Raw genomic sequence first — 26,310 nt, forward strand, 5'->3', positions numbered from 1 at the left:
ATTGATTGCGAGGTGCGCCTATGGCGATTGAAAACTTAAGTCAGCTGAATGAAATGCATATTGACGTATTAAAGGAAATCGGAAACATCGGCGCGGGAAATGCCGCTACGTCTCTTTCCCAAATGCTGAACCGTGAAGTAGACATGGTTACGCCGGTTGTGCGAATTTTAGATATCAGCGAGGCGGACAGGGCGCTGGGCGGCCCGGAGACTCCCGTCGTGGCGATTCTGGTGGAGCTTGGCGGCGACATCGGCGGCATTATGATGTTTGTCATTGAGCAGGATTTCACGCAGTCTCTGCTCGAAGCGCTGTTGGGGGAGAGCAAAGCGAACTGCACGGAACTGACCGAAATGGAGTATTCCGCGCTTTCGGAAATCGGAAACATCATGATCGGTTCTTATGCGGCCTCCATCGCGGCGCTTTCCAATCTTGAGATTAAAATATCAGTTCCGGCTGTTACGGTCGATATGGCTGGGGCTCTGCTGACGGTTCCCGCGGCGGAGATGGGCGCCGTTTCCGATAAAATCATTTTTATCGAGGACGACTTTCTCAGCGCCAGCAAGACGATTTCAGCCAATATGATGCTGATCCCGGATATTGCGTCACTGAATAAGCTAATGAATAGTCTGGGGATTCAGTTATGAATGATTTGATCACGGTTGGCATTTCAGATGTGAAGATTACAAAAAACCCCGGCGCGCTGGTGACTTACGCGCTGGGGTCCTGTATCGGGATCTGTCTTTATGATTCCGCATTAAAGATCGGCGGCCTTGCCCATATCATGCTTCCCTACCGCCCGGAAAACAATAACGGAGAACAGATCAGCCGGTATGCCGACTCGTGTCTGCCGGTCATGGTTCGAGAAATGGAGGCGATGGGTTGCCAGCGCGCGAGAATGCAGGCGAAAATTGCCGGCGGCGCAAAGATGTTCGAGGTCGCGGACGACAGCGCGTTCGGCAATATCGGGGCTCGGAATGTCGCCGCGGTGAAAGAGACGCTGGGTAACCTCAGAATTCGGATTTACGCGGAGGACACGGGGCTGAACTATGGAAGAACCGTCTATTTTTACACGGAAACCGGAATTATGCTGGTAAAATCTTTCGCCAAGGGGGAAAAGAGCTTTTAGACTGTAACATTGGAAAACGGAGAGGTTTCTCTTCCTTTGCCGCGGGAGTCGTTGACCAGCTTTCGAAGCCGGTCGCGCTCCTTTTTCATTTGCCTTCCGCTTTCCGCGTCGCTGGCCAGGGTTCCCCGAAGAAGGGAACGGCACCGCGTTTCCCCGTCCCGAAGCAGCTGCTCCTGCGCGGAGCACTCCTGCTTGGAAACCCGCCCGGCAAGAACGCCTGAAACGCGCTCCCGCTCCGGGGCCGGCATTTTTCCGACCAAAAGGGCGATACGGTCCGCGCATTTTTTCAGCCGCTCCAGAAAGACCTGCCTTTGCTGAATCAGTGCCGTGGGCACAGGGTGCTCCGGCTCGCGGCAAACGACTTCGATCTGCCGCGCCAGGTTAAAAATCCGGGTCAGCAGCACCTCTTTCTGGTCGACACAGGCCAGAAGCTCTTCCATTGCTGTCAAAACAATCCGCTCCTTTTAAAATGGGCCGCCCTTTTACAGGGCAGCCCTTTTTGATCCGTTCCGCATCCGCGTTGCTTTTTCCGCCTGAGCCCAGGCATCCCGAAGCTCCTGCACGGTCGGGATGACCCCGTCCAGAAAAGCCGGGTCCCCCGAAACATTCGCTTTAATGATTTGCCCGAGCAGATGCGAGTAAATCTGTTTCAAATTTGTCGAAATTCCGTATTTATCATCCAGAGTCGCGTAAAGATAATTTATGATATCCTTCGCCTTGGAGGTGTACTTCTGGGCGGGTTCAGACTGCTTCTGGCCGAGCAGGACAGATGCATATTTTAAATTTTTAAGCAATTCGTCATACAGCTTAATCAAAAGCTCCCCGCGCGACATGGTGAGAATCGATTGTTCCTGATACTGCATAATCAGGTTATTGTTGTCCGCCATTTTTTGCCTCCTGTAATTCAATGATCGCAGGGATCAGGAACTGCTGCTGTTGTTGCTGAGCATGGAGGTCAGGTAATTGCTCTGAGAAGTAAGCGTGCTGAGCGACTGCTCCATCGCGGTAAATTTGCTCCAGTACCGATCCTCTTCTGTCTGCAGCTGGTCTTTCAACTTGGATATTGTATCCTCATACTGGTTAATCTGTGTCGTCAATTGGCTGGTGTCGTTTGCGTCCGTTTCTTTTCCCGCACGCAGAAGGAGAACGCCGTCCCCGCCGAATGTGCCGACGTATTTATCCAAAGCAGCCTTTACACGGGATGATACGCCGTCTTCATCCGTAAACAGGCTTGTCACGGCGTCCGGATTGCTTTGAAGCTTTTCCTTGAGTGCCGCGGTATCCACGACTAGCTGCCCGCCGGAGGTAACGTCGTATGCCTTGGTGGAAATGCCGAGGTCGCTCAGCGACAGCCCGGCCGACTTAACGGCGTCGGTCATTGCCGAGCGCAGATCGTTTAAAATCCCATTAAGAGCGGAATCGTTCTGCAGCAATCCTTTTTTGGCTTGCGTATTCCATTTGTCGATTTCATCATCCGTCATGTCTTTCTTTTGGTCGTCCGTCAGAGGCTCATACTTGACTTTATGATTGCTCTTTCTTTCCTGAGCTTCCGTAGTCAGGGTGTTGACCTTATCGATAATCTTGTTATAAGCGTTCACATAATCGACGATTTTGGAAACGAGATCGTCGACGTTGTTTTCCGATGAGAAAGACACGGCCTTGTCGGTCGTACCGGAAACGGTAAGCGTTACGTCGTCCAGTGTGGTGGTGTTGGAGGAACGGACGACGTCGGCCGTGGTGCCGTTGATCGTGACGTTCATTTTCAGGTCCTGCCCGGCCGTATATCCCGCAAGGTTGGACGCGGACGAAATCTGCAGCGGATCATTCGTGGATTGGGAAGTAATGGAAAGCTGGGTCTTTCCGTCGGCCGCGTTAAAGGAGAGCGTCCCGTTCGTGGTATCGGCGGATACGGTAACCGAGCCAGTCCCGAACGCCGAATCAATCTGGGCCTGAACGGCGGACTGAAAGTCCGAAAGAGAGTAGGAACCGGAGGCGAGCGTAATCGTCTTCTGGGTGTCTCCCAGCGTCAGGGAGTAAACGGCGTCGCCGCTGACGGCGACATTCCCGTTATCCGCTGTTAATTTGCCGGACTGAATGCTGCTGAAGGTACCGGCCGACATGGAACCGAACAGCGTATCAGCAAGATTTCCGCTCACATCGCTGTAATAGATCTTTCCCTGGGAACCGCTGTCGTCCGCTGTGATGCGGAAGGAGTCGGTCGTCTGGGAGTATGCGACCGTCACGCCCATATCCGGGTCGCTGTTAATCTGTGAAATCACGCTGGAAAGTGTGGTGTCCCCGTCAAAGGAGAGCTCTTTTCCATTAATGGAGATGGTGTATTTCCCGGCCGTCAGCGTCTGTTTGAATTCGCCGGCAAGGTCATTAAGCGTTTTACCGGTTTCCACGCGGTTGGTTTCCCCGGAGGCGACACGCAGCGCGCCGTACTTGCCTAATACGTTGGAGCTGCTGGAGGACGACAGGGTCAGCACGGAAGTTGAATCACCCGTTTGAAACTGGAGAGTGCCGTTTGCCGATTCTGTTGAAACCAGAACCTTCCCGGTTCCGAACGAACTGTCCAGTTTTTTCTGCAAATAAGTTGAAATGCCGTCCGCGGAAGAATAATCCGCCTCGTCGAGGGCGTCGAAGGTGACGGTTTTCGAAATGCCATCGAGACGGAAGGTTACGGTGCTGCCGGCGAGCGTGTCGCCGAGATAAGACTTGAACAGGGCGTCTTTCGTCACGCCGGAGCTTTCCACGCTGGTTCCGCTCGGCGTGTTGGAGGTCGTGATTCCGAGTCCCTTCAGAAGATTCTGTGAACCGCCGCTGATGGAAAGATTGCTGCCGTCCAGAGAGGAAAATGTGATTTTACCCGTGGATGCATCGGAGGAAATGCTGATCTTATCCTTTAAATCGTCATTCGCGCTGATTTGTTTTTGAAGCCGGGTTGCGATGGCGACGGCATAAGCGCTGTCCGTACCGCCGGATAAGGTCATATCGACGCCCGTCGACACGGTGTATTCCTCGCCGCCCACGTTGAATTTCAAATAGGAAGACGATGGAATCGTCTGGTTGAAAAGCCCGCTTGTGCTCACGTTGGTATCGATGGCCGTACCGTTTATCGTTAGGCCGGTTGACTTCGTGAGGCCGAGCGCGTCCAGAAATTTCTGGCCGGTGGTGGTGTCCTTGCTGGTGGTATAGGCTTTGACGCCGACATCGTAGGAAGTTTTTGAAGCGAGAGAGATGCTGTTGTCGGCGTTCAGGGTAAACTCCATTTTACCGTTCAGCGTGCTGTTATTCTTGACCTGGTCGTTCAGGCCGTCGACAATTTTCTGCAATTCAACATTATGACCTTCCGCGTCCGTCGCGGACATGTTTTCAGAGTCCAGCTTGACCGAATTGCTCAGCGTCAACGTATAATCGGTCCCGTTGTAGCTGACCACGAGAGATTTCCCGCCGACGGCTGACGGGGTCCAGCTGTCGTAGAGCTTGCCGGAGGTAATCTCCTGGTCGGAGACCTGCTGGGTGGAATTGTAGGACGCCTGGGCTGCCATTTGTGAAATGCTGTTAATGATCAGGTTTTTTGCATTGTCCGTGTTACCGGTCGCGCTCACGGCGTTGGATGAGCTGGTAATATCCGCCGTCTTGAAAAAGGTTGGACTCAACAGATTGGTATCGCTTGTATACGAAAAATAAGTGTTTTCAAAATTCTGCATATCGGAAGTTACATCGCGGTATAAATCCCGCTTCCACTCCGCAATCTGCTCCAACTGCTGCTGCTTGTCGATTTTGCTCTGTGTGTTTGAAACCAAAGCCTTGATAATCTTGTCCGTGTCCAGCCCGGAATAGAGATTGGTACCGGAAAGACGGTAAATCGAAGAGGTGTCAAGGCTTGCCGAAGAAGATGTAGAATTGGATGAACTCATAAGGATTCCTCCTTTTGTCGGCTTGATTTGTCATAATAATCCGATCTGTAGCATATATCGGCACGTAAGCCGAAATATTTATGAAAATATGCTTCAATTTTCTCAATTTCCGGTTTTTCCGGATAAAAGGGAGGACGTCCCTTTTAAGGACGTCCTCAAAACTTCACGGCTTTTGATTATAGGTATTTGTCATCGCCGCCGGCAGGGGTATAGGCCGGAACGGCAGCCGGATGCCGAGGGTGATTTGGTTTCTTTTCTTCCGCTTGTTTTTCTTCGGGCTTTTTCGCATCGGGGTGGGGGTTGTCCCCGACGGGGGCAATTTCCTGTTTCTTTTCCGCGCTTTTCTTCGGTGAAGGCTGCGCGGCGGCGCGCAGTTTCAGACCGGAAATGGAGCGCTTGAGCTCTTTCGCCTGGGCGGCGAGTTCTTCGCTTGCTGCGGCGCTTTCTTCCGCAGTTGCAGAATTCGTCTGAACGACGGCGGAAATCTGCTGGATGCCTTGGGTAATCTGGGTAATGGAAGTTGCCTGCTGGTTGGAGGCGGTCGCAATTTCGTTAACCAGTTCGTTGGTCCGGTTTGCGGAGTCAATCACTTCCTGAAGCGTTTTTTCCGTGGTATCTGCGACCTTGGCGCCGTTGCTGACCGCTTTAATGGAATTTTCAATCAGGGTGGTTGTGTCTTTTGCCGCTTCCGCACTCTTGCTGGCAAGGTTGCGGACTTCATCCGCGACGACTGCGAAGCCCTTGCCTGCGGCGCCGGCACGTGCCGCTTCAACAGCGGCGTTCAGCGCGAGAATATTGGTCTGGAACGCAATGTCGTCTATGGTCTTAATAATATTTCCAATCTGCTTGGAAGTATCGCTGATTTCCGTCATGGCTTTCAGCATTTCATCCATCTTGGTGCTTGCATCCTGCAGCTTCTGTTCTTCCTCGCTGGAAGAACGGTTCGCCTCCGAGGCGTTTGAAGCATTTTTCTTCACATGGTCGGAAACTTCAAGAATAGTCGCGGAAAGCTCTTCAATGGCGCTCGCCTGTTCCGTTGCCCCCTGAGCCAGAGCCTGTGAACCGCTCGCAACCTGCTCGGAACCGCTGGCGGTCTGATCCGAAGCATTTGAAACTTTCGTAAAGGTCCCGTTCAAGGTATCAAGAATATCCTTCATGGCCACATTGATCTGCACCCAGTCACCGGGCCAGTCGACGCGGGACTGCACTGTAAAATCGCCTTTTGACAGAGCGTTCAGAAGAAAAATAATCTCTTTAATGGCAACCGTAAGATCCTGCGAAAATTTGTTGGTGGATTTGGCAAGCAGGCCAAGCTCCGCGTCCGACTCGTAATCAATCTTCACGTCGAGCTTGCCTTCGCCCATCGCCTTGACGGCGTCGATGATTTTATCAATTCGGGAAACCAGCTGTTTGGCGAATCTGGCGATGATGAAAATGCTGACCAGCCAGATGGCGATTAAGGCGGCGATCATCAGCGGGGCCATAGTGCCCACGGCGTTCTGCAGAGCGTCGGCGTTTCCCTTGCTTGCGGAAACGACAATAAGAAAGACCACGTAAGGAATGACGAACAGCAGAGAAATTAGAGAGATGTTTAAAATCAGTTTTCCACGGATTTTCATATTTAAATATGGATGCATGTCCGATTACTCTCCTTCTTTTTTTTCAGTAGACGCAGAGTGCAAACTTATGACGGGATTTTCCGGCGACTTGTCCGTCTGGTCGGGGTCTTTGACCTGACCTGAAGTATCGTGTATTTCTGAAAGCTCGTTTTCTGAAAGAATCTTTGCAGCGTCCAGAAGAAGGACAACCTTTTCACCGATCTGGCCGATTCCGGTGAGATAACGGTTGGTAATATCCCTGGAAACTTTCGGCGCGGGAGAAATGTTGTCTTCATCAATGTCCGTGACCTCATCGACGGCGTCCACGATAAATCCCATGAAGGAGTCCTCGATGCTTGTGACGATGATGCAGGTGTTTTCGTTGTATTCCGCTTCCGGTTTGCCGAAACGAACGCGGATATCGATGACGGGGATGATGTTCCCACGCAGGTTAATGACGCCCTTGGCATAATCGGGAAAATCCGGGAGCGGCGTGATTCCCTGCATGCTGATAATTTGTACCACATCCGAAATCGGAACGCCGAAAAGCTCGTCGTCCGTCCAAAAAGTTAGATACTTGTTTTCTGAAGCGGTCTGTTCGCCATCCCGCACAGTCCCGTCTTCCGCCAAATTGTTTTGCATGTGATTCACCTCGTAGAGTAAATTATTGCTTTCAGAAACGCCGGCAAACCGAACGATAAAACGCAGCCTCCTACAGCTGGTTTTCCTTCATCATTCGGATTTGCTCTCGCTGGCATTCAAACAGATATTTGCACAAAAGATCAAAAGTCGGCCCGGAATTTTGCAGGAACTCACATCCGTAGCCGTCTTCCTGTGCCCGTTCCACCACAAGTTTCCGGACAATTTTGCAGCTGATGGAAACAACCGAATCATACAGCTTCAGCCGAACCGACAGCCGGTTGCCCGTCTCCAACTTGATCGTGCTTTTAAAATACAGGCCGCTCAGACTCAAATCCCTGATTTTAACCGGAACGGGAGGTTCTTCCCTGTGGACATTGCCGTTATCGTCCTCGGGCAGCACTTCCGCCGTTAGATCAACCCTGACGCGAAAAAAATTCCGCTTTTCATAATCGGCTTCGCTCTGTACGTCGGAGATTCGAATAAATTCCGGCGTAGAAAGGTATACTTTTCCGACCAGCACGCGGAATCCCAACGTGCTGTTGAAGATGCTGATTCTGACGGTGGTGTTGCAGTGTACGACGGGCAGCGGGTCCGATTTGTTCACAATCTGGATTTCGTTGTCCGCTGTGCTGTCAAGATATCCGGTTAGAATCGGCTTGTTGTCCATCGCCTTGACTTCGCAGGGCGACCGGAGGTAAGTTTCAGGAAGTGGCAGCATCTGATAAGCCCCCTAAACGTTTTCCTTTCGGGATTGAATTTTTCGCTTTTATTCCACGGCGGTTTTTAAAAGCTGGTCCGCCGTCGTATGGCCGGGCTGCGATTCGGCGCCGCGGTCCGACAAGATCCGGTTGATGTCCAGAACCATTGCGGACACATTTTCAAGCGATGCGATAGCGCAGACGTAACGGTCTCCGACGCTTCTTTTGTACTTGGGCGCGTCAAAAATCTGGCTCTTTGCAATATCCCTGACATCTTTGACCGAGTCTACGATCAGTCCCGCGGTCATATCGCCGTTTTCAACGATTATGATGCTTGTCAGGTTGTCATACGGAATCGGATCCTTTAAAAATTTCAGTCTGATATCGATCAGCGGGACGATTTTTCCCCTCAGGTTGATGACTCCCTTTACATAATCGGGAAGATTCGGCATCAGGGTAATCGGCTGCAGACGGATGATCTCAACAACCTGAGAAGTCGGAAGGGCATAAGTCTGCCGGTCGATAAAAAAAGTCAGATATTTTTCCGAGGGCACGTTCTCCATCACGGAAATTGTGTTCTTTGCGCTCTTTTTTGTTCTTTTCATTCCACTCACCTTTTAGATTCGTTTCTATTCAGACGCGCTTAAAATTTCCCTATATCTATATCGTCACTTTAGACTGAAAAATTAGAAAAAGTAAAAAAACTTCTTGAAATTTTACGTGGCACGTTTTATTCCTGTTCTTTTGTGGGTTCCCGCGTCGCGTTTCCGGAGGAATCAACGTGAAAGCCAAGAAAATACACATAGATGTCTACGATCGCCCGGTACAGCTCCGGCGGAATCTGCACGCCCGCGTCCATTTTGGATAGAAGGGTCGCGAGGGAGTCGTCGCGGAAAACCGGCACGCCGTTTTTTTCGGCGATTCCGACAATCTCCCGCGCTGCGCTGCCCATTCCGGAGGCCACGACGACGGGTGCACCGTCGGAGGAATCGTCGTACTTGAGCGCGGCCGCTTTCTGAAGTTTTTCAAATTGTGACATCGACCGAACGCTTCCTTTCCATTGTTTTCTGAAGAATCAGCTCCGGAATCTGCGGCTTTTCAAAGCGCGACAGCCGGATATCGCCGAACGAAAAGCCGTTTCTGTCCAGAATCCTGGCAAGAGAGGAGGTAATCGCCCCGGTTTGCCCAAGCAGCTTTTCCGGGCAGGCAAGGGAAAGGTCGATCTTTTTGCCCGTCAGCTCAACCTTCGCTTCGAAGGAACCCAGATCCTGAATCTCAAAGCTCAGATACAGCCGCTTCGGCGGCGCCGCCGCGCCGGGAACGGCATGCCCCTCGTCGTTTCTGTCCTTTTTCTCGACCCAGATCTGCGAAAAAAGGAATCTTCCCTGAAGGACCGCGGGAAGGAACAGATGCGTAAACGGCATGTAGACGCTGTTGTCCAGAAGAAGGGCCTTGCCGATGTCGCCGACCGCCGCCTGATCCGCCCCGGAGGAACCCTGGCCGCCGTGGGACAGCAGGGCGACGAGCGAATGGAGAAAGCGGCTTTCCGGTTTTTCTTTTCCGGCCCCGGCCTCAACCGTGTCCGCGAAAAAGGAACGCATCAGGCGGAGGGTCGGCTCCGCGGTGTGGCGGCCGCAGTAGGCGGCGAGCTGCTGGAACTGCGACTGCAGGTTTTCACGCGAGCTCACGTTCAGAATGGACAGATTCTGCAGCAGCAGGGAGAGGGTTTCCCGCATCTTTCCGTAATCGCTGCTTTTTGAGACATAATCGGAGAGAAACGGAAGAATCTCCTTTTTCAGCAGATTCAGGTTCTCGTTCACAGCGCCTTCGGGGTCGGAGGTGTTCAGCTTTTCGGAAAGCAGAGCCAGCTGCTTTGCGTAATTCGTCGGAATCCGGCGCCCGATGGCGCTCAGGTTCGAGAGAATGGCATCCGTTGTTTCCTTCGCGGAGGAAAATCCGTCAAACGCTTTCAGAAACCCGGCAATTCTCAGGTCCAGCTGGGGGTCCTCGGCCTGCTGTGAAATGCGGCTCAGCAGCTGAAACAGCGGGCCGGAAAAAAGGGTGCTGTTTTTCTGCTGAAACACCAGGTCGTTGATCAGGCCGTCCTGCTCCGCTGCGAGAGACGACACCAGTTCCCTCAGCGCGGAGTTTTCGGGCAGAAAACCGGGGTTTGTCTCCATCCGGCGGACCGTATTGAGAAGCAGTTTTCCCAGCGTTTCGGAGAGCGCGGGCGTCTGCCTGAGCTGTTGAATGAATTTTCCGAATACGGAATCCCTGCTCAGCAGCAGATTCAGGGATGCCGAATCCGTGTTCTGATCCTGCGTGTTGGGTCTGTTTACCCTGGCCGGGTCCATGGGCTCAATCTGAGAGGATTGAGCGGAAGGATTCGGCTTCAGAATTCCGTCGCTGTTTGGAACAGGGGCGGTTATTCGCAGGTTTTCCGGCATAAAAGCACCTCTTTCATAAAATAGGGGAGAAATTTGTTAATTTTATTTGAAACCGGTCGATATAGATAATAAGAAATAGGGGAAATCTGTAACCGATTACCGGTATTTTTCAGGTTTTGCCTAACAGGATGGGAGAGAAACATAATATGGAAAGCGGAAACGAATCCATGCTGGACGTCTATTTGTTTGAAACCAATGATCTGCTGGAGCATCTGGACGATATTTTGATTGAAAGTGAAAAAAACAAAGAACTGGGCCAGGAAAATATCAACGAAATTTTCAGGATCATGCACACCATCAAGGGCTCTTCCGCGATGATGCAGTTTAACAGTTTGGCGACCATCTCCCACAAGATGGAAGACCTCTTCGCTTTCGTCAGAGAAAAAGGAATCGGCCAGAAGGATCTGGAGGACCTGTTTGACCTGATGTTCCGTTCGGGAGACTTCCTGAAGGAGGAAGTAAAAAAGGTTCAGGAAGGACAGCCCCTTACAACCAATATCGGCACTTTGGAGCAGGAAATTAACGATTTCCTCAAAAAGATTTCCGACAATGCCACGGTGGTTCCCGAGGCATCGGTACAGAACGAAGCCCCGAAAGAAGCTCCGGCCGTTTCCGGCTATGAAGAGAAAATCGTTAAAGAGGAATCGGAGCGAGGATTCCCTTTTGCAATCCGCGTTTCTTTTGACGAGGAAGCCCAGATGGAAAATCTGCGCGCGTTTATGCTGGTCCACAGCCTGCAGGATTCCAGCCTGGAGTTTGAATACCGCCCGCACGAGATTGAAACCGACAAAGCGACCGCCTCCGAGATTCAGAAAAACGGTTTTTACCTTTTTTTCAGCAAGGAACAGGCGCGCGACCGCGCGGTCTCTGCAGTAGAGGCGTTTACATACACGAAGACCTATTCCGTTCTGGGGGAGGCCCCGTCGGAACAGATACCCGCCGTTTCCGGATCGGCCGCCGCAGGGAAAGCCGGTGCCGGTTCGCAGCCGCAGAATGCCGCCCAGCAGCCCCATGTCCCCGTTAAGCAGAGTCTGATCAACGTCAACCTTTCCAAGCTGGACAATTTGATGGACCTGATGGGCGAAATCGTCATTACGGAATCGATGGTGACCTCTACCCCCGCTCTTCAGCAGGCCGGACTGGACAACAACTTTACAAAAGCGTCGCGCCAGCTTCGCAAGCTGACCGACGAGCTTCAGGAAATCGTCATGTCCATCCGCATGGTCCCCGTTTCCACCGTGTTCCAGAAGATGAACCGGATTGTCAGGGATATGAGCAAAAAGCTTGACAAAGAGGTTCAGTTGGTATTGGTCGGGGAAGAAACCGAAGTGGACAAGACGATTGTGGATAGCATCTCTGATCCTATTATGCACCTTGTCCGCAACGGGATGGACCACGGAATCGAAACAAAAGAGGCCAGGGCGAAAACATCCAAGCCGGAGGTCGGCACGATTACGCTTTCCGCGCAGAATACCGGCGGCGAAATTCTGATCACCGTTTCCGACGACGGCACAGGCATAGACCGGCAGGCCGTTCTCAGCAAGGCGCAGAAAAAGGGCCTGCTGAATAAACCTGCCGACGAATATACGGATCATGAAGTGAATCAGTTTATCCTGATGCCCGGATTTTCCACAAACGAAGTGGTCACGGAGTTTTCCGGCCGCGGAGTCGGAATGGACGTGGTAAAGGAAAACGTGGAGAAAATCGGCGGCGACGTCACGGTCGAGAGCACGCCGGGCCAGGGGACGAAAGTGATCTTTAAGATTCCTTTGACCCTCGCCATTGTCAACGGCATGAAAATTTCCGTGGGAGATACGATGTTTACCATCCCCATTAAAAATATTCTTCAGTCCTTCAAGGCGAAGGATGAAAACATCATGTATGATACGGACATGCACGAGATTATTATGGTGCGCGACCGTTATTATCCGGTCGTCCGCCTGCACAAGTCGTACCATCTTGACACTGAGGTGCAAAGTGTCGGCGACGGAATCATGATTCTGGTCGGGACTCACGACAATTCGTTCTGCCTGTTTGCGGACGCGCTGCTTGGGGAGCAGCAGGTGGTGGTTAAGCCGCTCCCCGCTTATCTGACGCAGTTCAAGGTGAAGAAAAGCGGAATCGATGGCTGCGCGATCCTCGGGGACGGCAGCATCAGCCTGATTCTGAATGTTCAGAATCTTTACAATGCCAGCTGAGGCGCCGGACAGGAGGCAGCATGATTCATTTAACCGACCGGGAGTTTCAGGAGCTTGTCGATTTTATCCGCGGAAATTTCGGCATTAATCTCAGTAAAAAGCGTTTATTGATCGAGGCCCGGCTTTTTTCCGTGCTCGCTGAGAAAAACATCTCAAGCTTTACGGAGTATTTCAGCCTGATTCGCAGCAACCAGGAAGAGCTGCACACAATGATGAACCGGCTGACCACGAATCATACCTACTTCATGCGGGAGCCGCGCCACTTTGAATTTATGAAAGAAGTGATTCTGCCAAAGCTAACGGAGAACCGGGCGGACAAATGCCTGCGGATCTGGAGCGCGGGCTGTTCCACGGGGGAAGAGGCCTACACGGCGATCATGGTGATGAAGGAATGGTTCGGGCCGTGTTCCGGGTGGGACTACCGAATTCTTGCGACGGATATCTCCACCAGGGTCCTTGACGCGGCCCGGACGGGAGTCTATTCCGCGGATTCCCTGCGGAATCTTCCCCCGGGCTGGGAGAAACGGTATTTCCGCAAACAGGAAGACCAGGTCTATCTTCTGAGCGAAGAGGTCAAAAAAGAGGTCATTTTTCGCAGCCTGAACCTGATGGACCCGTTTCCGTTCCGGCAGCCGTTTGATCTGATCTTTTGCAGAAATGTAATGATCTACTTTGAGCAGGAAACCAAGAACAAACTGATTCAAAAATTTTATGACAGTTTAAAGCCCGGCGGGTATCTGCTGATCGGTCATTCCGAGACCGTTCAGCGGGATACCGTGCCGTTTCGATATATTGAACCCTCCATTTATCAGAAAGGATAAGCGCTATGCCCTTTCGACCGATCAAAGTTCTGATAGCCCACGATTCGCTGATTTTCAGGTCCGTTCTGAGCGACGCAATGTCTCGAGACCCCGCGTTTGACGAAATCAGAACGGTGAGCAGCTTTTCAGAAGCCGCCTCGCTGCTGAGAACATACGAACCTGATGTGATGATAGCCGGTGCCGAACTTCGGGGCGGCGGCGCCGGGACCCTGATCAAAGAGCTGAAGATTCCCGTGGTTGCCGTTTTTCCGCCGGAAACCGATCCGGCGGAGTACCACAGGCTCGGGGCCGCAGATGTGATTCTGCTTTCAAAGAATCCGGAGAAAAAAAGCTGGGAGGCATTTTGCAGCGAGGCCTGCGTAAAAGCGAAGATCGCTTCTGCACCGGGAAAAAGCCGCGTTCTCAAAACGGCGGCGGCGCCCCCGAAAACAGCGGCTTCCCGCGTCATCGTGATCGGCGCTTCCACCGGGGGGACCGACGCAACGGCCGAAATCATCAAGCGCCTGCCCAATAATCTTCCCGGAATCGTGATTGTTCAGCACATGCCCTCTGGCTTTACGAAAATGTATGCCCAAAGGCTTAACGGGCTGTCGGGCATCAGCGTTGCAGAGGCAAGGGACGGCGACCGCGTGGAGCGCGGGAGCGCACTGATTGCGCCGGGCGGCCTCCATCTTCAGCTGAAAAAGGACGCCGGCGGGTACTATGTCAAATGCGTTCAGGGGGCGCGCGTCAACGGGCACTGCCCATCGGTGGGAGTCCTGTTCGACTCGGCCGCCAAAACAGCCGGGCGTGAAGCAATTGGGGTGCTCCTGACCGGAATGGGGAAGGATGGAGCCGAGGGCCTCCTGCATATGAGGCAGGCGGGCGCGTACACCATCGGGCAGGATGAGGCTACCTGTGTCGTTTACGGAATGCCGATGGCGGCCTATGAGATCGGTGCCGTGGTAAAGCAGGCGCCCTTGCAGCAAATCGCGGATCTTATTGTTCAGCACTTGAAATAAATCTTTACCGGGAGTTGTAGAAATTGATGAGTGTGAATTTGAAATCATCCATTCAGTCGCTTTTTCAGAGCAGAAAATCATTTCGGGCAAAATCCCGTCCGGCAGCATCGGCTGCGAAGCGGACAAAACACAAACAGGAAGGGCTGAAACGAAAGCTGCTGTTCCGGTTTATGCTGATCACGGTTTCCATCTGCGTGATTTTCGGCGGAACCACGCTGTACCTGATTTACGAAAATTCCATGAGTTTTATGAAGAGCGAAGTCGATTCGAATGCGCTGGCCTACAGTCAGGTTGTCAAAAATTCACTGGATAAATTTCAGACGTCGATCACCGACATTTCACAGGACAGCGCGCTGTTTAACAAGAGCCTGTCGAACGAGGATGTCGAGCGCGAGCTGCAGGTGCAGAGCAGGGCGCACGGCTTTTTTGCGGTCGACCTTGCCGACAGTACGGGCAAAACGCTCAGCGGCGACGACATCAGCGGAATGACCTATTTTAAAGAAGCCATGATGGGGCATTCCGCGGTTTCCAGTACTTACATATCGAAGAAAAACAGCGGTATGATGGTGACGATGGCCATGCCGATCAGCGATCCGGAGGACAACTCCATCAAAATCCTTGCGTGCTCCCTCTCCGTCGGTACGCTTAACAGCCTGATCAACGATGTGACCGTCGGAAAGACCGGCTACGGCTTTATTGTCGACGGGGACGGGAAGATCGTGGCGGACAAGAATCTGAACAACATTCTCGATTCCGTCAACTACATTGAGCTTGCCAAAAAGGATTCGTCCTATTCCGGAATGGCGGAGGTCGACAAGCATATGGCCGCCGGGAAGACAGGCGGCGAGATGACGACCCTTGAAGGAAAGCAGGTCTATGTATCCTATCTGCCGATTTCCGGCACAAGCGGGTGGTCCATCGGCGTCGTTGCCGTCAAATCCGAAATGATGGGCGGCATGTACACGGCAATTTACATCGCGCTCGCACTGATTGCCGTGTTTATTCTATTATCCATCCTGATCTCCAGCAGGATTGCCCTGCCGATCGTGAGGCCGGTGATTTCGCTCGCGGGTAGGATTGAAACGCTGGCGGACGGGGATTTGCACTCCGAAGTTCCGATTGTCCGAACGAAGGATGAAATCGAGTCCCTTTCCAAAACCTTCGGGACGACCGTGGAGTCGCTCAACGGATATATTGAAGAGATTTCCGCTGTGCTGGGGGGCATGGCTGAGGGCGACTTCACGATGACTACAAAGCGGGAATACCGCGGTGATTTCATAGCCATCAGAGATGCGCTGAATTCCATTCTCAATTCGATGAATTCCATGTTCGGCGACATCAGCGAAATGGCCGATCAGGTGGCGGGGGGCTCACAGCAGGTGGCGGAAGGCTCGCAGGCGCTTGCCCAGGGCGCGACCGAGCAGGCGGGAACCGTCGAGCAGCTTGCGGTTTCCATGAGAGAAATTACCCGAAAGGTGGACGAGAGCTCTCAGTATGTGAAAAAGGCCGATGAGATTGCTGAGAACGCGATGGAACAGGTTACACGCGGCAGCGAACAGATGAAAGATATGATTACCGCGATGACAAAAATAGAGGAATCTTCATCTAAAATAGAAAAAATCATTAAAACGATTGAAGACATTGCGTTCCAGACCAATATACTGGCCCTGAATGCAGCGGTTGAAGCCGCGCGAGCCGGCGAAGCGGGCAAGGGCTTTTCGGTTGTCGCGGATGAAGTCCGCAATCTGGCCGGAAAGAGCTCGCAGGCCGCGAAAAACACTTCCGTACTGATTCAGGATTCCATCGGCGCGGTGGCGGAAGGAAGAAAGATCGCCGACGAGACGGCTGCTTCCCTGAACGAGATTGTCGGTGGCGTTGAATCGATGGCGACCCTGTTTGGATCCATATCTCAGTCCTCGCAGGAACAGGCAAAGGCCATCAGCCAGATGAATCTGGGCGCGGAACAGATTTCCACCGTGGTGCAGTCGAATTCGGCGACCGCCGAACAGAGCGCCGCGACCAGCCAGGAGCTCAACCGCCTTGCGCAGCAGCTGAAAGCCGCGCTGAATCAGCTGAAGCTGAAAGACTGAAGACTGTTATTTTCGCGAAAAAGAGGCCCCGCCGAACGGCGGGGCCTCTAATCTGTTATTCCATAAGATCCATCGACTGACTGTACCTGCAATTTTCGGTTAAAGACTTTTTCTGCGGCCTGTCCATTTTTCTGAGGGAGGGTTTCTGCGTTAATCAATCGTCAGAATTTCGCCGCGGCTGCGGTAGAACAGAATGCTGTTCAGCCAGGGCTTCAGCGCTGGGTCGGTTTTCAGGGAGTCGTAAAATTCCGTTTCGCCGAACGAGTGCATGGGAACAACGGCCCGGGCGCCGACGGTTTTCATAAAATAGGTCAGACCGAGCAGTGCGTTTTCTTTCTGCCGCGGGTCGACGGGAAGAAACGCAACATCGATTTTCTCACCGCGCAGCGTATCGATTTGCTCCCGGTAGCGCCGCCCCATTTCTTCGTTGTCTTCCTCGGGTTCCCCATCCCAGTGCCACCAGTTCAGGTCGCCCGCGTGGTAGAGATTCAGCCCGTCAACCCGAACCAGAAACGCGACGCCCAGGTCCGTCGATTCCAGCGCGTGAACGGTCAGGTCGCCCAGGTCGACGGTTTGGCCGGGGGCGATTTTCACGGCGTCTTCCGGCGGGCGAATCTCATCCGCGACGACGTAGCGAATCTGTTTGACTGTTTTGCGCCAGCTGAAAACCCTGGGGCTGTAATGGTCCGGGTGGCTGTGGGAGGAAAACACGACGACGTTTTTCTCACGGATTTCTTCCGGGTCAATCACACCTTTGGCCAGCCCGCAGCCTTTGGGAGTATCAAGATAATAGTCAAAGATCAAAAAATGGCGGGCGGTTTCCAGAGAGAAGCCGCTGTGGTATAAATATCGGATTTCTATGCTCATCGATCGTTCCTCCGTTTTTTCCCTATTATACCACAACCCGAAAGCAGGGAATAGCTTTCAGCGGCTCATGCGGCGCTGGACCGCTTTGACCGCTTCCACAACCGGCAGAATCAGCAGGGCGATTCCGATGGAAATCAGATATTGGCGCGGAGTCAGGGATATGAGCGAAAAGGTCAGGGAGAGAAACGGCAGCTCCACCATCGCAAAGGTCAGCAGCAGCGACAGGAGCATGGTCCCAAGCAGAATCAGGTTCTGTCCGTGCAGAAGGAAAACGGAGCCCCTGCGGGAACGCAGATTAAAGGAATGGAAAATTTCGCACATCGACAGCGTCACGAAAGCCATGGTCGTTCCGGTGTCCGGCCCGCTCCCGCTGCCGGCCCAGTAAGATGCAAGGGTCAAAACGGCGACCGCGGCGCCCTGATAGAGCACGTCGGCTCCAAGCCCGTTTGCGAACAGGCTTTCACTTTTTCCTCGCGGCGGGCGGTTCATAATCCCGTGCTCCGCGCGTTCCGTCCCCAGGGCGACGGCGGGCAGGCTGTCTGTGATCAGGTTGATCCACAGAATGTGAATGGGCCGGAACAGCGAGAAGCCGAGCAGTGTTGCGGCAAAAATGGAGACGACCTCGCTGAGGTTCGAAGACAGCAGAAACTGGACGGTTTTCAGAATGTTGTCGTAGATTCTGCGGCCCTCCCGCACGGCGTAAACGATCGTGGCAAAGTTGTCGTCCGCCAGAACCATATCCGCCGCGTTCTTGGTCACATCCGTTCCCGTAATTCCCATTCCCACGCCGATGTCCGCGGTTTTCAGGGCTGGCGCGTCATTTACGCCGTCCCCGGTCATGGCGGTGACCAGCCCGAGGTCTTTCAGGGCGCGTACAATTCGTACTTTATGCTCCGGCTGAACTCTTGCGTAGGCTCCGCAGCGGAGGACAGCTTCCTTTAATTCCTCGTCTGTCAAACGGTCCAGCTCGCTTCCGGTCATCACGGGATCGCCGGGTTCCGCAATGCCGATCTGGGCAGCGATCGCCGCTGCGGTGTCGCGGTGGTCCCCGGTGATCATGACCGGGCGGATTCCGGCCCGCCGGCACTCGCGCACGGCTTCGGCCGCCTCTTCCCGCACGGGGTCGATCATGCCGGCAAGGCCCAGGAACGTCAGGCCGGATTCCAGCTTTTCGGGGGAAAGATCATCCGGCAGGGCGGGGAGCTCTTTTTGGGCGGCGGCGAGGACGCGAAGCGCCCGGTTTGCCATCTCCCGGTTGGAGCCGATGATCTTCCGCCGCAGCTCTTCCGACATCGGAACGACGGCGCCGTCCGACAACACGCTGCCGCAGCGTTTCAGAATTTCATCCGGAGCGCCCTTGGTATATTGAATCACGCCGCCGTCGGGCAGGCCGTGCAGGGTGGTCATCATCTTCCGCGCTGAGTCGAACGGGGCCTCGCCGAGGCGCGGAAATTCGGAGTCCAGAGCGTTCTTGTCGAGCCCTTCCTTCCGCGCGAATGCAACCAGCGCGTTTTCCGTCGGTTCGCCCACGATTTCTCCGGTCTGCGAATTTAGCCGAGAATCGCTGCAAAGGGCGAAAGCCCTGACTAGAAGCGGAAGGTTCCCGAACGAGTCCACAACCGTCATCCGGTTCTGCGTCAGCGTGCCGGTTTTGTCCGTGCAGATCACCTGTGTGCAGCCAAGGGTTTCCACAGCGGTTAATTTGCGGATAATGGCGCTGCGGGCCGACATTTTGGAAACGCCGATGGAGAGCACGATGGTCACAACGGCGGCCAGACCCTCCGGAACGGCGGCGACGGCAAGGCTGACCGCAAGCAGGAAAGAGTTGAGAACGGATTGGGTGCTGTAATCGTGACTGGTGAACAGGCTGAAAGCGAAAATGAACGCGCAGATTCCCAGCACGCCCAGGCTCAGCAGGCGGCTCAGCTGATTCAGCCTCTGCTGAAGCGGGGTTTCCTCATCCTTTGCTTTCGCGAGGGTATCCGCGATCTTTCCCATTTCCGTTTCCATACCGGTTGCGGTGACGACGCCGATGCCGCGTCCGTATACGGCGCTGCCGCCCAGATAAGCCATGTTTCTGCGGTCGCCGAGCGGGACGCCGCCCTCCGGCGCGGCAAGCGCGTCCGGGCTTTTGTCCACGGGGACGGATTCCCCGGTCAGCGCGGCTTCCTCGATTTTCAGGGAAGCCGATTCCAGGATACGCAGGTCAGCCGGCACGGCGTCGCCCGCCTCCAGCAGTACGATATCTCCCGTTACCAGTTTGGCGGAGGGGACCGAAAGAACCTCTCCGCCGCGCCTGACCTTGGCGCGGGAAGCGGTCATGCTTTGCAGTGCCTCAATCGCCTTTTCTGATTTGCTTTCCTGCACAATCCCGAGAACCGAGTTAAGCACAACCACAAATAAAATGACGGAGGCATCCGCGGCTTCCCCCATCAGACCTGAGATGAGCGCGGCGGCAATCAGAATCAGAATCATCGGGTTCAGAAGCTGCTCCTTCAGACGGATCAGCATGGATTTTTTTTCAGCGTCTTTCAGACGGTTTGGTCCCCACTCTTCCAGACGGCGTTCCGCCTCTTCCGGTGTAAGGCCGTCGGGGCGGCTGCCAAGCTCGTTCATCACGGCGCCGGAATCCTTCAGATAATCGTTTATGGGCGATTCCCCCCTTCGCACGGATTCTGTTCTTATCGTGTCCTGTTTTTGAAACAATTTCCGCTGTCTCCTTTCAATTTTTCAAGTTCCGGCATAGAAAAAGACCTCTGCCGGAAATCGAAATTTCCGGTAAAGGTCTTGCTTTCCAAATTAATTTGGATCGGAGGCCAGAAGCTTTCGCAACGGTTGTTGACCTTCCGAAATTCAGCTACTCCCCTTTATCGTGGGTGAATCATTTTACTATTTTCCATATCATAGCAGATCCATTTCTTGATTTAATTCTGATACGAAATAATGATGAGAAATTTGCAGCAGCCGATCTCTTGACATGCACGAAAAGGCGCTTTATACTTACTTAGAACCTTATCAAAACAGGTAATCCGGCTATTTTCGACCCTTGCTGGAACACATCCTGAAAACAGCAGGGAGATTGAAAATGTTATCGTTATTTCTCAGTGTTTTGCTGAAAGTGGCCGTCCTTTTTTTCATGGTGGCCGCAGGTTATTTCTGTGGAAAACTGAATCTGATTTCTGACGGCGGAGCAAAGGAGATGACCGCCGTCCTTTTTTGGATTGTCACCCCGTGCCTGGTGATTGCCTCCCTGCAGAGCATGATCGGGAAAGTCGGCGTCGGCAGCATCTTTCTTTCCGGCGCGCTGTCCGTCGTCAGTATTGCGGTCGGCATCGGAGTCAGTTTTCTGCTGTATCGAAAGCATCCGTCGGAACGCCGAAGAATTCTTCGTTTCGCGGTCTCCTATTCCAACTGCGGTTTTATGGGGCTCCCGCTGGTGAGCGCGGTCCTCGGCGAGCAGGGGGTCGCATACGCCTCCATGTTTATCGCCGCGTTTAATCTGTTCGTCTGGACGCACGGCGTATCGTGCATGAAGAAGGAACCGGGCATCGATTATAAAAAGGCGATTCTGAATCCGGGAATCATTGGACTTGCAATTGGCCTTGCTCTTTTTGTGCTCTCGGCCCGCCTGCCGGAAGTGATTCTGTCCCCGATGGAATATTTTTCAGACCTGAATACGCCGCTTGCCATGCTGGTGGTCGGGGTTTATATTTCAGAGATTCCGCTGAAAGAACTTTTCGCCGATACCGATCTGTACCATCTTTCGCTGATCCGGCTGCTGGTGGTTCCCGTTCTCTGCTTTTTCATTTTGCTGCCTCTGCATGTTGACCGGACGATTTTTACCACGCTGCTGATTCTTTCCTCCGCGCCGTCCGCCGCCAATTCGGTGATGTTCGCGGCGCAGTTCGGCGGCGACACAAGGCTGGGCTCCAAAGCGGTGGCGCTGACAACGCTCTTTTCCGCACTGACGATGCCGCTTTTTCCGATCCTCGTGGATTGCTTTTACTGATTCTTGCCCCAAAAAAGAGGTCCGGTTCCGATCTGCTCGGGACCAGGGCCTTTTTTCATTTTCGCGGTGTTTTGCATGAGCTTTGCAACAACTCACTTACGGTATATTTAACATAAAAAATACAGTTTGTATTATAATTCGACCGGTTATGTTGAAAATCAGGACGAAACGTCAGAATTGTATTGGATGCGTTGTCCTTCCCCAGAATCCTTTTGCAATCGGCAGGATTATTTAACAATCCGTATTTTACTTCCGTTTACTCCTTTTTGTATAACAATTTGACGGTCGATTTGTTCCCGGAGTTCAGCGACATGAGAGATAATGCCGACCAGCCGGTTTCCTTCCGCGAGACCGGCCAGAGTCGCGATTGCCTGTTGGCGGGATTCCTCGTCCAGAGAACCGAACCCTTCGTCAATAAACATGGTTTCAATCCGGACGCCTCCCGCGAAGCTTTGGACGACGTCGGACAGTCCGAGCGCGAGCGAAAGCGACGCCTTGAAGGATTCCCCGCCGGACAAAGAGCGGACGTCCCTCGTTTTGCCGTTGTAATTGTCCAGAACGTCGATTTCCAGCCCGGAGCGGGAGCGCAGGTCGGAGGAATTTTGGCGGCGGAGCAGAACGTACCTGCCGTTCGTCATTCCGGATAGCCGTTGATTTGCCTGCTCCAGAACACGGGTAAAATACGCCGCCTGAACATACTGCTCAAAGTCGAGTTTCTGTTTTCCGCTCTGTTCTCCGTTGGCGGTTCTGGAAAGGCCGCGCACGCAGGCGTACTGCTCTTCCAGCTCCATTCGGCTTTTCAGTGCTTCCGCAATTCGCTCTTCAACTCCGCGGTTCTGCTGCAGCCGGGCGGAAAACGTGTGGAAAGTATTTTCCCTTGACAGCTGATGTTCCTGCTCTTCGGCGAGTTCCCGTTCCAGCGCGGTTAAGTCGGCGGGCGTTTTTCCGGCGGTTTCTTCCGTGAGACGGCGGACGGCGTCCTCCGTCCGGATCCAGTCGTCCCGATAGTCCGACTGATGCTGGCGCAGCGCCTCCATCCGCTCGGCGGGAAAAACGCAGCCAAGGTATTCTTCTTCCGTGTGGAATCCGGATTCGGTCAGACGGAGCCGGTATTCCTGTTCCAGCTCCTCCGCCTGCCCGCGGGCGGTTTCCAGCTTTCTGCGGTTGTCGGAAAGGACCGCTGCCGCTCCGTCCCGGTCACTGAGGCAGGAACGGTAGGCGCTTTCCGATTTTTGAAGCGCCTGCTTCATTTCGTCGAGCCTGCCGCTCAGTTCCTTCAGGCTTCGCCGTGCCTCCTCCTCCGTCGGGAAAGGGAGAGAGGCTTGTACGGAAGAGGCCTCGGCCCGCTTCGCTTCCAGCGATGCCGTCAGGGTGTTTTTTGCTTCGCGCCGTGTTTCCAGTTCGAGGCCGGCAGCTTCCAGACCTTCCTCGGCCCGGCGCAGTTGCGCGGAGCATTCCGCTTTTCTTTTGCACCGCTGTTCCTGGACTTTCAGGTTTTCCAGCGCGCGCCTCCGAGTCTGTTCGGCCTGCGAACCGGCCTCGCGCGCCCGGCGTTCCAGAGCCTGCACGTTTTCGTCGCCCGTGACGCTGCCAAGAAGGTCGTCGACGGACTTCCGAAGGTTTTCCCGGTCGGACAGAATCCGTGTTTCCGCGGCTTTCAGCCTGAGACCGGAGCTTTCCAGAACGCTGTGCAGACGGTCCCGCTCCGCTTTCAGTTTTCGCAGCTCGTCTTCCGACACGGCCGAAGCGTCGGTTGCCGCGGGGCGCGGGTGGCTGAGCGAGCCGCAGACGGGGCAGGGATCGCCCTCTTTCAAGGCGGACGCAAGAATTCCGGCCTGCTGCCGCAGAAAAGCCTGTTCCGCCAGATCGTAGGCGGCGTTTGCCTCCCGATAGCCGGATTCCTCTTTCAGATACCCGGAACGCATCGACCGGTACCCGTCAATCAGCGTCCGGATTTTTCCGACGGAGTCCAGAATGCCGGAAAGAACTTCGCAGGTTTTGCGGGATGCTTTTTCCTCCGTTTTGGCGGCGAGGCGTTCTGTTTCGGCGTCCGCGAGCGTTTCGAGTTCCGCCCGTAGCCGGTCGCGCTGCGACGCGAGAGTTTTCTTCTTTTGCTCCAGATGATCCAGCAGTTTGTCCTGCTCCTCACGGGAACGTTCCAGCTCCGCGGCCTGCCGTTCCAGAGCGTTCGCTTTTTGGTAGCCCGGCAGCGCGGCGGTAAGGGTTGCGATCCTGCCCGCGAGCCGTTCGCGTTCGGGCTCTTTTGCCCGTTCCGCTTCCGCAGCCGCGTTCAGCCCGGCAAGAGCGCCGTCCGCCTCGGCGACCTTTTTGGTTAACGCGGCGATCTCTTCTTCCAGAATATGCACGGCGTTCTTTTCCCGAAAAAAGGACAGCCGCGCGGGGGTGACGCGGGATTCGGCCAGCTCGGCGGCGCGGAGAAGCTTTGCCTGCCGCTCCGTTTCCTCACGCTGCTCCAGCAATTCCGCCCGGTGCTTTTGTGCCGATCCCAGCGCGGTAAACGTCTGCGCGGTCTGCCGCGCGGCGGCGAGGGCGGCAATCAAGCCGGAGGTTTTCTCCCTTGCCGCCGCGAGGTCGCTTTCGGCGGCTTTTCGCTTCAGGCTGTTCTCCCGGTTTTCTGCGCGGAGAAGCTCCAGCACCCGGGGAATCAAGTTGACGTCTTTGTCGCCAAGGCAGGAGGAGAGGGCCTCGCGAAGCGGGCCGTCTTCTTCGGGGCGGATTAGTGCGGCGTCCTGCAGAATGCCGCGCGTCCCGTCTTCCCAGCCGTGTCTCAGCTCCAGCTCCCGCTGTTTCAGCAGTTCTTCCATGCGGCGGAACAGATCAGTGGAAAACACGCGGCGGAAGATTTCCGCCCGCTCGCTGCTTTCGGCGAGGAGCAGGTCCAGAAATTCCCCCTGCGCGATCATGGCCAGCTGCTTGAACTGCCGGTGGTCGATGCCGAGCAGGCGGATCACTTCCCGCGTGACATGGGAGCTGCCCGTCCGGACGGAGCCGTCCGGCAGGGTGAGAACGGCGTCCGCGTTTTCCGCCGTTTCCCCGGCACCGTTCTTTTTGGGACGGAGGTAACGGGGATTTCTGAAAATTTTGTATTCCTTCCCCGCATGGGAAAAGGTCAGTTCCACAAAGGTTTTGGTTTCCGGCGAGGCAAAATTGCTGCGAAGCGTGTCCACGGTGCGGGTGGAACCGCTCACGTCGCCGAACAGGGCGAATGAAATCGCGTCGAAAATCGTGGTCTTGCCCGCGCCGGTATCCCCGCAGATCAGAAATAATCCGCCGGAGCCAAACTCCCGCAGAGGAACTTCCACACGCCCGGCATAGGGACCGAACGCGCTGACGACAAGATCCAGCGGCTTCATACGGTTTCCTCCCCGGCTTTTTCTATGATTTTGCCGATGATTTCACGCTCCCGTTTGGACATCGGCGATCCGCTGCGGTCCCGGTAAAATTCCTCGAACAGCTGCATCGGCGTTCTGCGGGAAGGGTCCCCCGCCGCAGCTGTTCCGGAGTTTTCGGCGTTCATCCTCCTGTTTTCAAAATCAATTCGCATCAGGTTGGGGTAGACGGCGCGAAGTTTTCCGGCCGGGTCCGCGATTTCGTCTTCATCGGTCAGAACCGCGCGGATATAATCCTCCGGGTTTGCGCCCGCGACGGTCTCCGGGGCGGTCAGCTCGGCGATCGGGCCCCGGATTTCCCGCATGTCGCGCAGCGGCTTTAAGGGGATTTGGGTCAGCTCCAGCTTTCCTTTTTCCCCCAGCTCGATCACGGTCACGCTCTTTTTCTGCCGTGCCTCCGAAAACGAATATTTCAGCGGCGAACCCCCGTAGCGCACGGAATCCCGTCCAATCTTCTGGGGACCGTGCAGGTGGCCGAGCGCGACGTAATCGAATCCGTCAAAGGCGGAAGCGTCCACGCTGTCGAGGCCTCCGACGGAAACCGTCTCGCTGTCGCAGCGGAGCGGCTCGCTGGAACCGCTGATGACAAACTGATGGGCGACGAGAATGTTCCGTTCGTCGGGACAAAGAGCCGCCGTTTCAATCGCCGCGCGAACCGCGCCGTCGTAGCTGCCCGTTTTTTCCGCGCCGAAGAAAGGCTGCGCGGCGGCCGGGCGCAGGAACGGCAGAAGATAAATATGTACGGCGCCGAAGGAATCGGAAAGATCGGCGCGGGGGACGGTCCCCTGAAACGTTCCCGCGATGGTGACGCGGTGCTCGCGCATAATGCGGCTGCCGAAATCAAGCCGCTCCGGAGAATCGTGGTTTCCGCTGATGGCGAAGACCGGGATTCCGCGCCCGGCCAGCTCGGTCAGGAAGTCGTCCAGCAGCGTGACGGCCTCCCCGACCGGAATGCTCCGGTCGTAGAGGTCTCCCGCAATGAGGACGGCGTCCGGCTTTACGTCCCCCGCAATTCCCACAATCTGTTCCAGAATAAAACGCTGGTCGTCCAGCATGCTGAACTCGCAGACGCGTTTGCCGATGTGAAGGTCGGAAAGATGAAGCAGCTTCATCGGATCAGTCCAGAATCTCGATCCAGTATCCGTCCGGGTCGGCGATAAAATAAAGGTCCATGTCGTGGTTTTCGTAGCAGATGCAGCCCATTTCCTGATGGAGGGCATAAGCGGCTTTTTTATCCGGAACCCTGACGGCAAGGTGGATTTCATTGTCGCCGAGGTTGTAGGGCTCCCTGCGGTCGCGGTACCAGGTCAGCTCCAGATTGTAGTCGGTCTGACCGTCGCCCAGAAAGACGATGATAAACGAACCGTCCGGGGCGTTTTTCCGGCTCACTTCTTTCAGGCCGAGCGCGCGGCTGTAAAAATCAAGGCTTTTCTCCAGATTCAGTACGGTGAAATTGGTGTGCAGAAATCTTGCGTTCATG

At 54.5% G+C, this 26,310-nt stretch carries 21 protein-coding genes; 7 read left to right on the forward strand and 14 right to left on the reverse strand.

Going from position 1 to position 26,310, the window contains the following annotated elements; genetic code table 11:
- Positions 1 to 20 precede the first annotated feature (20 nt).
- Both ACLQ3M_RS04475 and ACLQ3M_RS04480 read left to right on the forward strand, forming a co-directional pair.
- On the forward strand, positions 21 to 644 hold the full coding sequence (locus ACLQ3M_RS04475; RefSeq protein ID WP_411676503.1) for a chemotaxis protein CheC: 624 nt from the start codon (positions 21 to 23) through the stop codon (positions 642 to 644).
- Entirely contained in the window at positions 641 to 1,126 is a 486-nt protein-coding gene (locus tag ACLQ3M_RS04480; protein ID WP_411676504.1) for a chemotaxis protein CheD, read from the forward strand. Before ACLQ3M_RS04475 ends, ACLQ3M_RS04480 begins: the two co-directional genes overlap by 4 nt.
- On the opposite strand, the gene ACLQ3M_RS04485 is transcribed toward ACLQ3M_RS04480, so the two are convergent.
- From ACLQ3M_RS04485 to ACLQ3M_RS04525, 9 genes are all read right to left on the reverse strand, one after another.
- Positions 1,123 to 1,575, reverse strand: a complete 453-nt coding sequence (locus tag ACLQ3M_RS04485; RefSeq protein WP_411676505.1) for a hypothetical protein — start codon at positions 1,573 to 1,575, stop codon at positions 1,123 to 1,125. The genes ACLQ3M_RS04480 and ACLQ3M_RS04485 overlap by 4 nt on opposite strands.
- A 33-nt stretch (positions 1,576 to 1,608) precedes the next feature.
- The gene (gene fliS, locus ACLQ3M_RS04490; RefSeq protein WP_411676506.1) at positions 1,609 to 2,013 is read right to left on the reverse strand and encodes a flagellar export chaperone FliS; all 405 of its coding nucleotides are present in this window, start codon (positions 2,011 to 2,013) and stop codon (positions 1,609 to 1,611) included.
- 33 nt (positions 2,014 to 2,046) lie between these two features.
- On the reverse strand, positions 2,047 to 5,049 hold the full coding sequence (gene fliD / locus ACLQ3M_RS04495; protein WP_411676507.1) for a flagellar filament capping protein FliD: 3,003 nt from the start codon (positions 5,047 to 5,049) through the stop codon (positions 2,047 to 2,049).
- A gap of 176 nt (positions 5,050 to 5,225) precedes the next feature.
- Complete coding sequence (locus tag ACLQ3M_RS04500) at positions 5,226 to 6,686, reverse strand: methyl-accepting chemotaxis protein (RefSeq protein WP_411676508.1); 1,461 nt, start codon at positions 6,684 to 6,686, stop codon at positions 5,226 to 5,228.
- A 6-nt stretch (positions 6,687 to 6,692) separates the two neighbouring features.
- Positions 6,693 to 7,289, reverse strand: a complete 597-nt coding sequence (locus tag ACLQ3M_RS04505; RefSeq protein WP_411676509.1) for a chemotaxis protein CheW — start codon at positions 7,287 to 7,289, stop codon at positions 6,693 to 6,695.
- Between the two features lie 70 nt (positions 7,290 to 7,359).
- Positions 7,360 to 8,007 carry a PilZ domain-containing protein gene (locus ACLQ3M_RS04510; protein ID WP_411676510.1) on the reverse strand — a complete coding sequence of 216 codons (648 nt, stop codon included), beginning with the start codon at positions 8,005 to 8,007 and terminating at the stop codon, positions 7,360 to 7,362.
- Between the two features lie 48 nt (positions 8,008 to 8,055).
- Positions 8,056 to 8,592, reverse strand: a complete 537-nt coding sequence (locus tag ACLQ3M_RS04515; RefSeq protein WP_411676511.1) for a chemotaxis protein CheW — start codon at positions 8,590 to 8,592, stop codon at positions 8,056 to 8,058.
- Between the two features lie 125 nt (positions 8,593 to 8,717).
- Entirely contained in the window at positions 8,718 to 9,026 is a 309-nt protein-coding gene (locus tag ACLQ3M_RS04520; protein WP_411676512.1) for an EscU/YscU/HrcU family type III secretion system export apparatus switch protein, read from the reverse strand.
- On the reverse strand, positions 9,013 to 10,434 hold the full coding sequence (locus ACLQ3M_RS04525; protein WP_411676513.1) for a hypothetical protein: 1,422 nt from the start codon (positions 10,432 to 10,434) through the stop codon (positions 9,013 to 9,015). Before ACLQ3M_RS04525 ends, ACLQ3M_RS04520 begins: the two co-directional genes overlap by 14 nt.
- 146 nt (positions 10,435 to 10,580) lie before the next feature.
- Between ACLQ3M_RS04525 and ACLQ3M_RS04530 the strand changes: the two genes are divergently transcribed.
- The 4 genes from ACLQ3M_RS04530 to ACLQ3M_RS04545 are packed head-to-tail and all read left to right on the forward strand — an operon-like array spanning position 10,581 to position 16,544.
- A complete protein-coding gene (locus ACLQ3M_RS04530) occupies positions 10,581 to 12,632 on the forward strand; it encodes an ATP-binding protein (RefSeq protein ID WP_411676514.1) in 2,052 nt (683 codons plus the stop codon).
- Between the two features lie 20 nt (positions 12,633 to 12,652).
- On the forward strand, positions 12,653 to 13,453 hold the full coding sequence (locus ACLQ3M_RS04535; protein WP_411676515.1) for a CheR family methyltransferase: 801 nt from the start codon (positions 12,653 to 12,655) through the stop codon (positions 13,451 to 13,453).
- A 5-nt stretch (positions 13,454 to 13,458) separates the two neighbouring features.
- Positions 13,459 to 14,454, forward strand: a complete 996-nt coding sequence (locus ACLQ3M_RS04540; protein ID WP_411676516.1) for a chemotaxis protein CheB — start codon at positions 13,459 to 13,461, stop codon at positions 14,452 to 14,454.
- A gap of 26 nt (positions 14,455 to 14,480) precedes the next feature.
- Entirely contained in the window at positions 14,481 to 16,544 is a 2,064-nt protein-coding gene (locus ACLQ3M_RS04545; protein ID WP_411676517.1) for a methyl-accepting chemotaxis protein, read from the forward strand.
- Between the two features lie 150 nt (positions 16,545 to 16,694).
- Here the strand turns inward: ACLQ3M_RS04545 and ACLQ3M_RS04550 are convergent, their stop codons facing one another.
- The gene (locus tag ACLQ3M_RS04550; RefSeq protein ID WP_411676518.1) at positions 16,695 to 17,411 is read right to left on the reverse strand and encodes an MBL fold metallo-hydrolase; all 717 of its coding nucleotides are present in this window, start codon (positions 17,409 to 17,411) and stop codon (positions 16,695 to 16,697) included.
- A 57-nt stretch (positions 17,412 to 17,468) separates the two neighbouring features.
- On the reverse strand, positions 17,469 to 20,060 hold the full coding sequence (locus ACLQ3M_RS04555) for a cation-translocating P-type ATPase (RefSeq protein WP_411676583.1): 2,592 nt from the start codon (positions 20,058 to 20,060) through the stop codon (positions 17,469 to 17,471).
- 436 nt (positions 20,061 to 20,496) lie between these two features.
- Here ACLQ3M_RS04555 and ACLQ3M_RS04560 point away from each other — a divergent pair, with 436 nt between their 5' ends.
- Positions 20,497 to 21,420: an AEC family transporter gene (locus ACLQ3M_RS04560; protein ID WP_411676519.1), complete on the forward strand. Its 924-nt coding sequence runs from the start codon at positions 20,497 to 20,499 to the stop codon at positions 21,418 to 21,420.
- 227 nt (positions 21,421 to 21,647) lie between these two features.
- Here ACLQ3M_RS04560 and ACLQ3M_RS04565 read toward each other — a convergent pair whose 3' ends face one another.
- Genes ACLQ3M_RS04565 through ACLQ3M_RS04575 form a run of 3 tightly spaced genes read right to left on the reverse strand, consistent with a single transcriptional unit; the run spans position 21,648 to position 26,309 of the window.
- A complete protein-coding gene (locus tag ACLQ3M_RS04565) occupies positions 21,648 to 24,794 on the reverse strand; it encodes an AAA family ATPase (protein ID WP_411676520.1) in 3,147 nt (1,048 codons plus the stop codon).
- On the reverse strand, positions 24,791 to 25,942 hold the full coding sequence (locus ACLQ3M_RS04570) for an exonuclease SbcCD subunit D (RefSeq protein ID WP_411676521.1): 1,152 nt from the start codon (positions 25,940 to 25,942) through the stop codon (positions 24,791 to 24,793). Before ACLQ3M_RS04570 ends, ACLQ3M_RS04565 begins: the two co-directional genes overlap by 4 nt.
- Positions 25,943 to 25,946: 4 nt before the next feature.
- Positions 25,947 to 26,309 carry a VOC family protein gene (locus ACLQ3M_RS04575; RefSeq protein WP_411676522.1) on the reverse strand — a complete coding sequence of 121 codons (363 nt, stop codon included), beginning with the start codon at positions 26,307 to 26,309 and terminating at the stop codon, positions 25,947 to 25,949.
- Between the last annotated feature and the right edge of the window lies 1 nt (position 26,310).

Origin of the sequence: Caproicibacter sp. (assembly GCF_046707225.1) — a bacterium.
GTDB lineage: Bacteria > Bacillota > Clostridia > Oscillospirales > Acutalibacteraceae > Caproicibacter.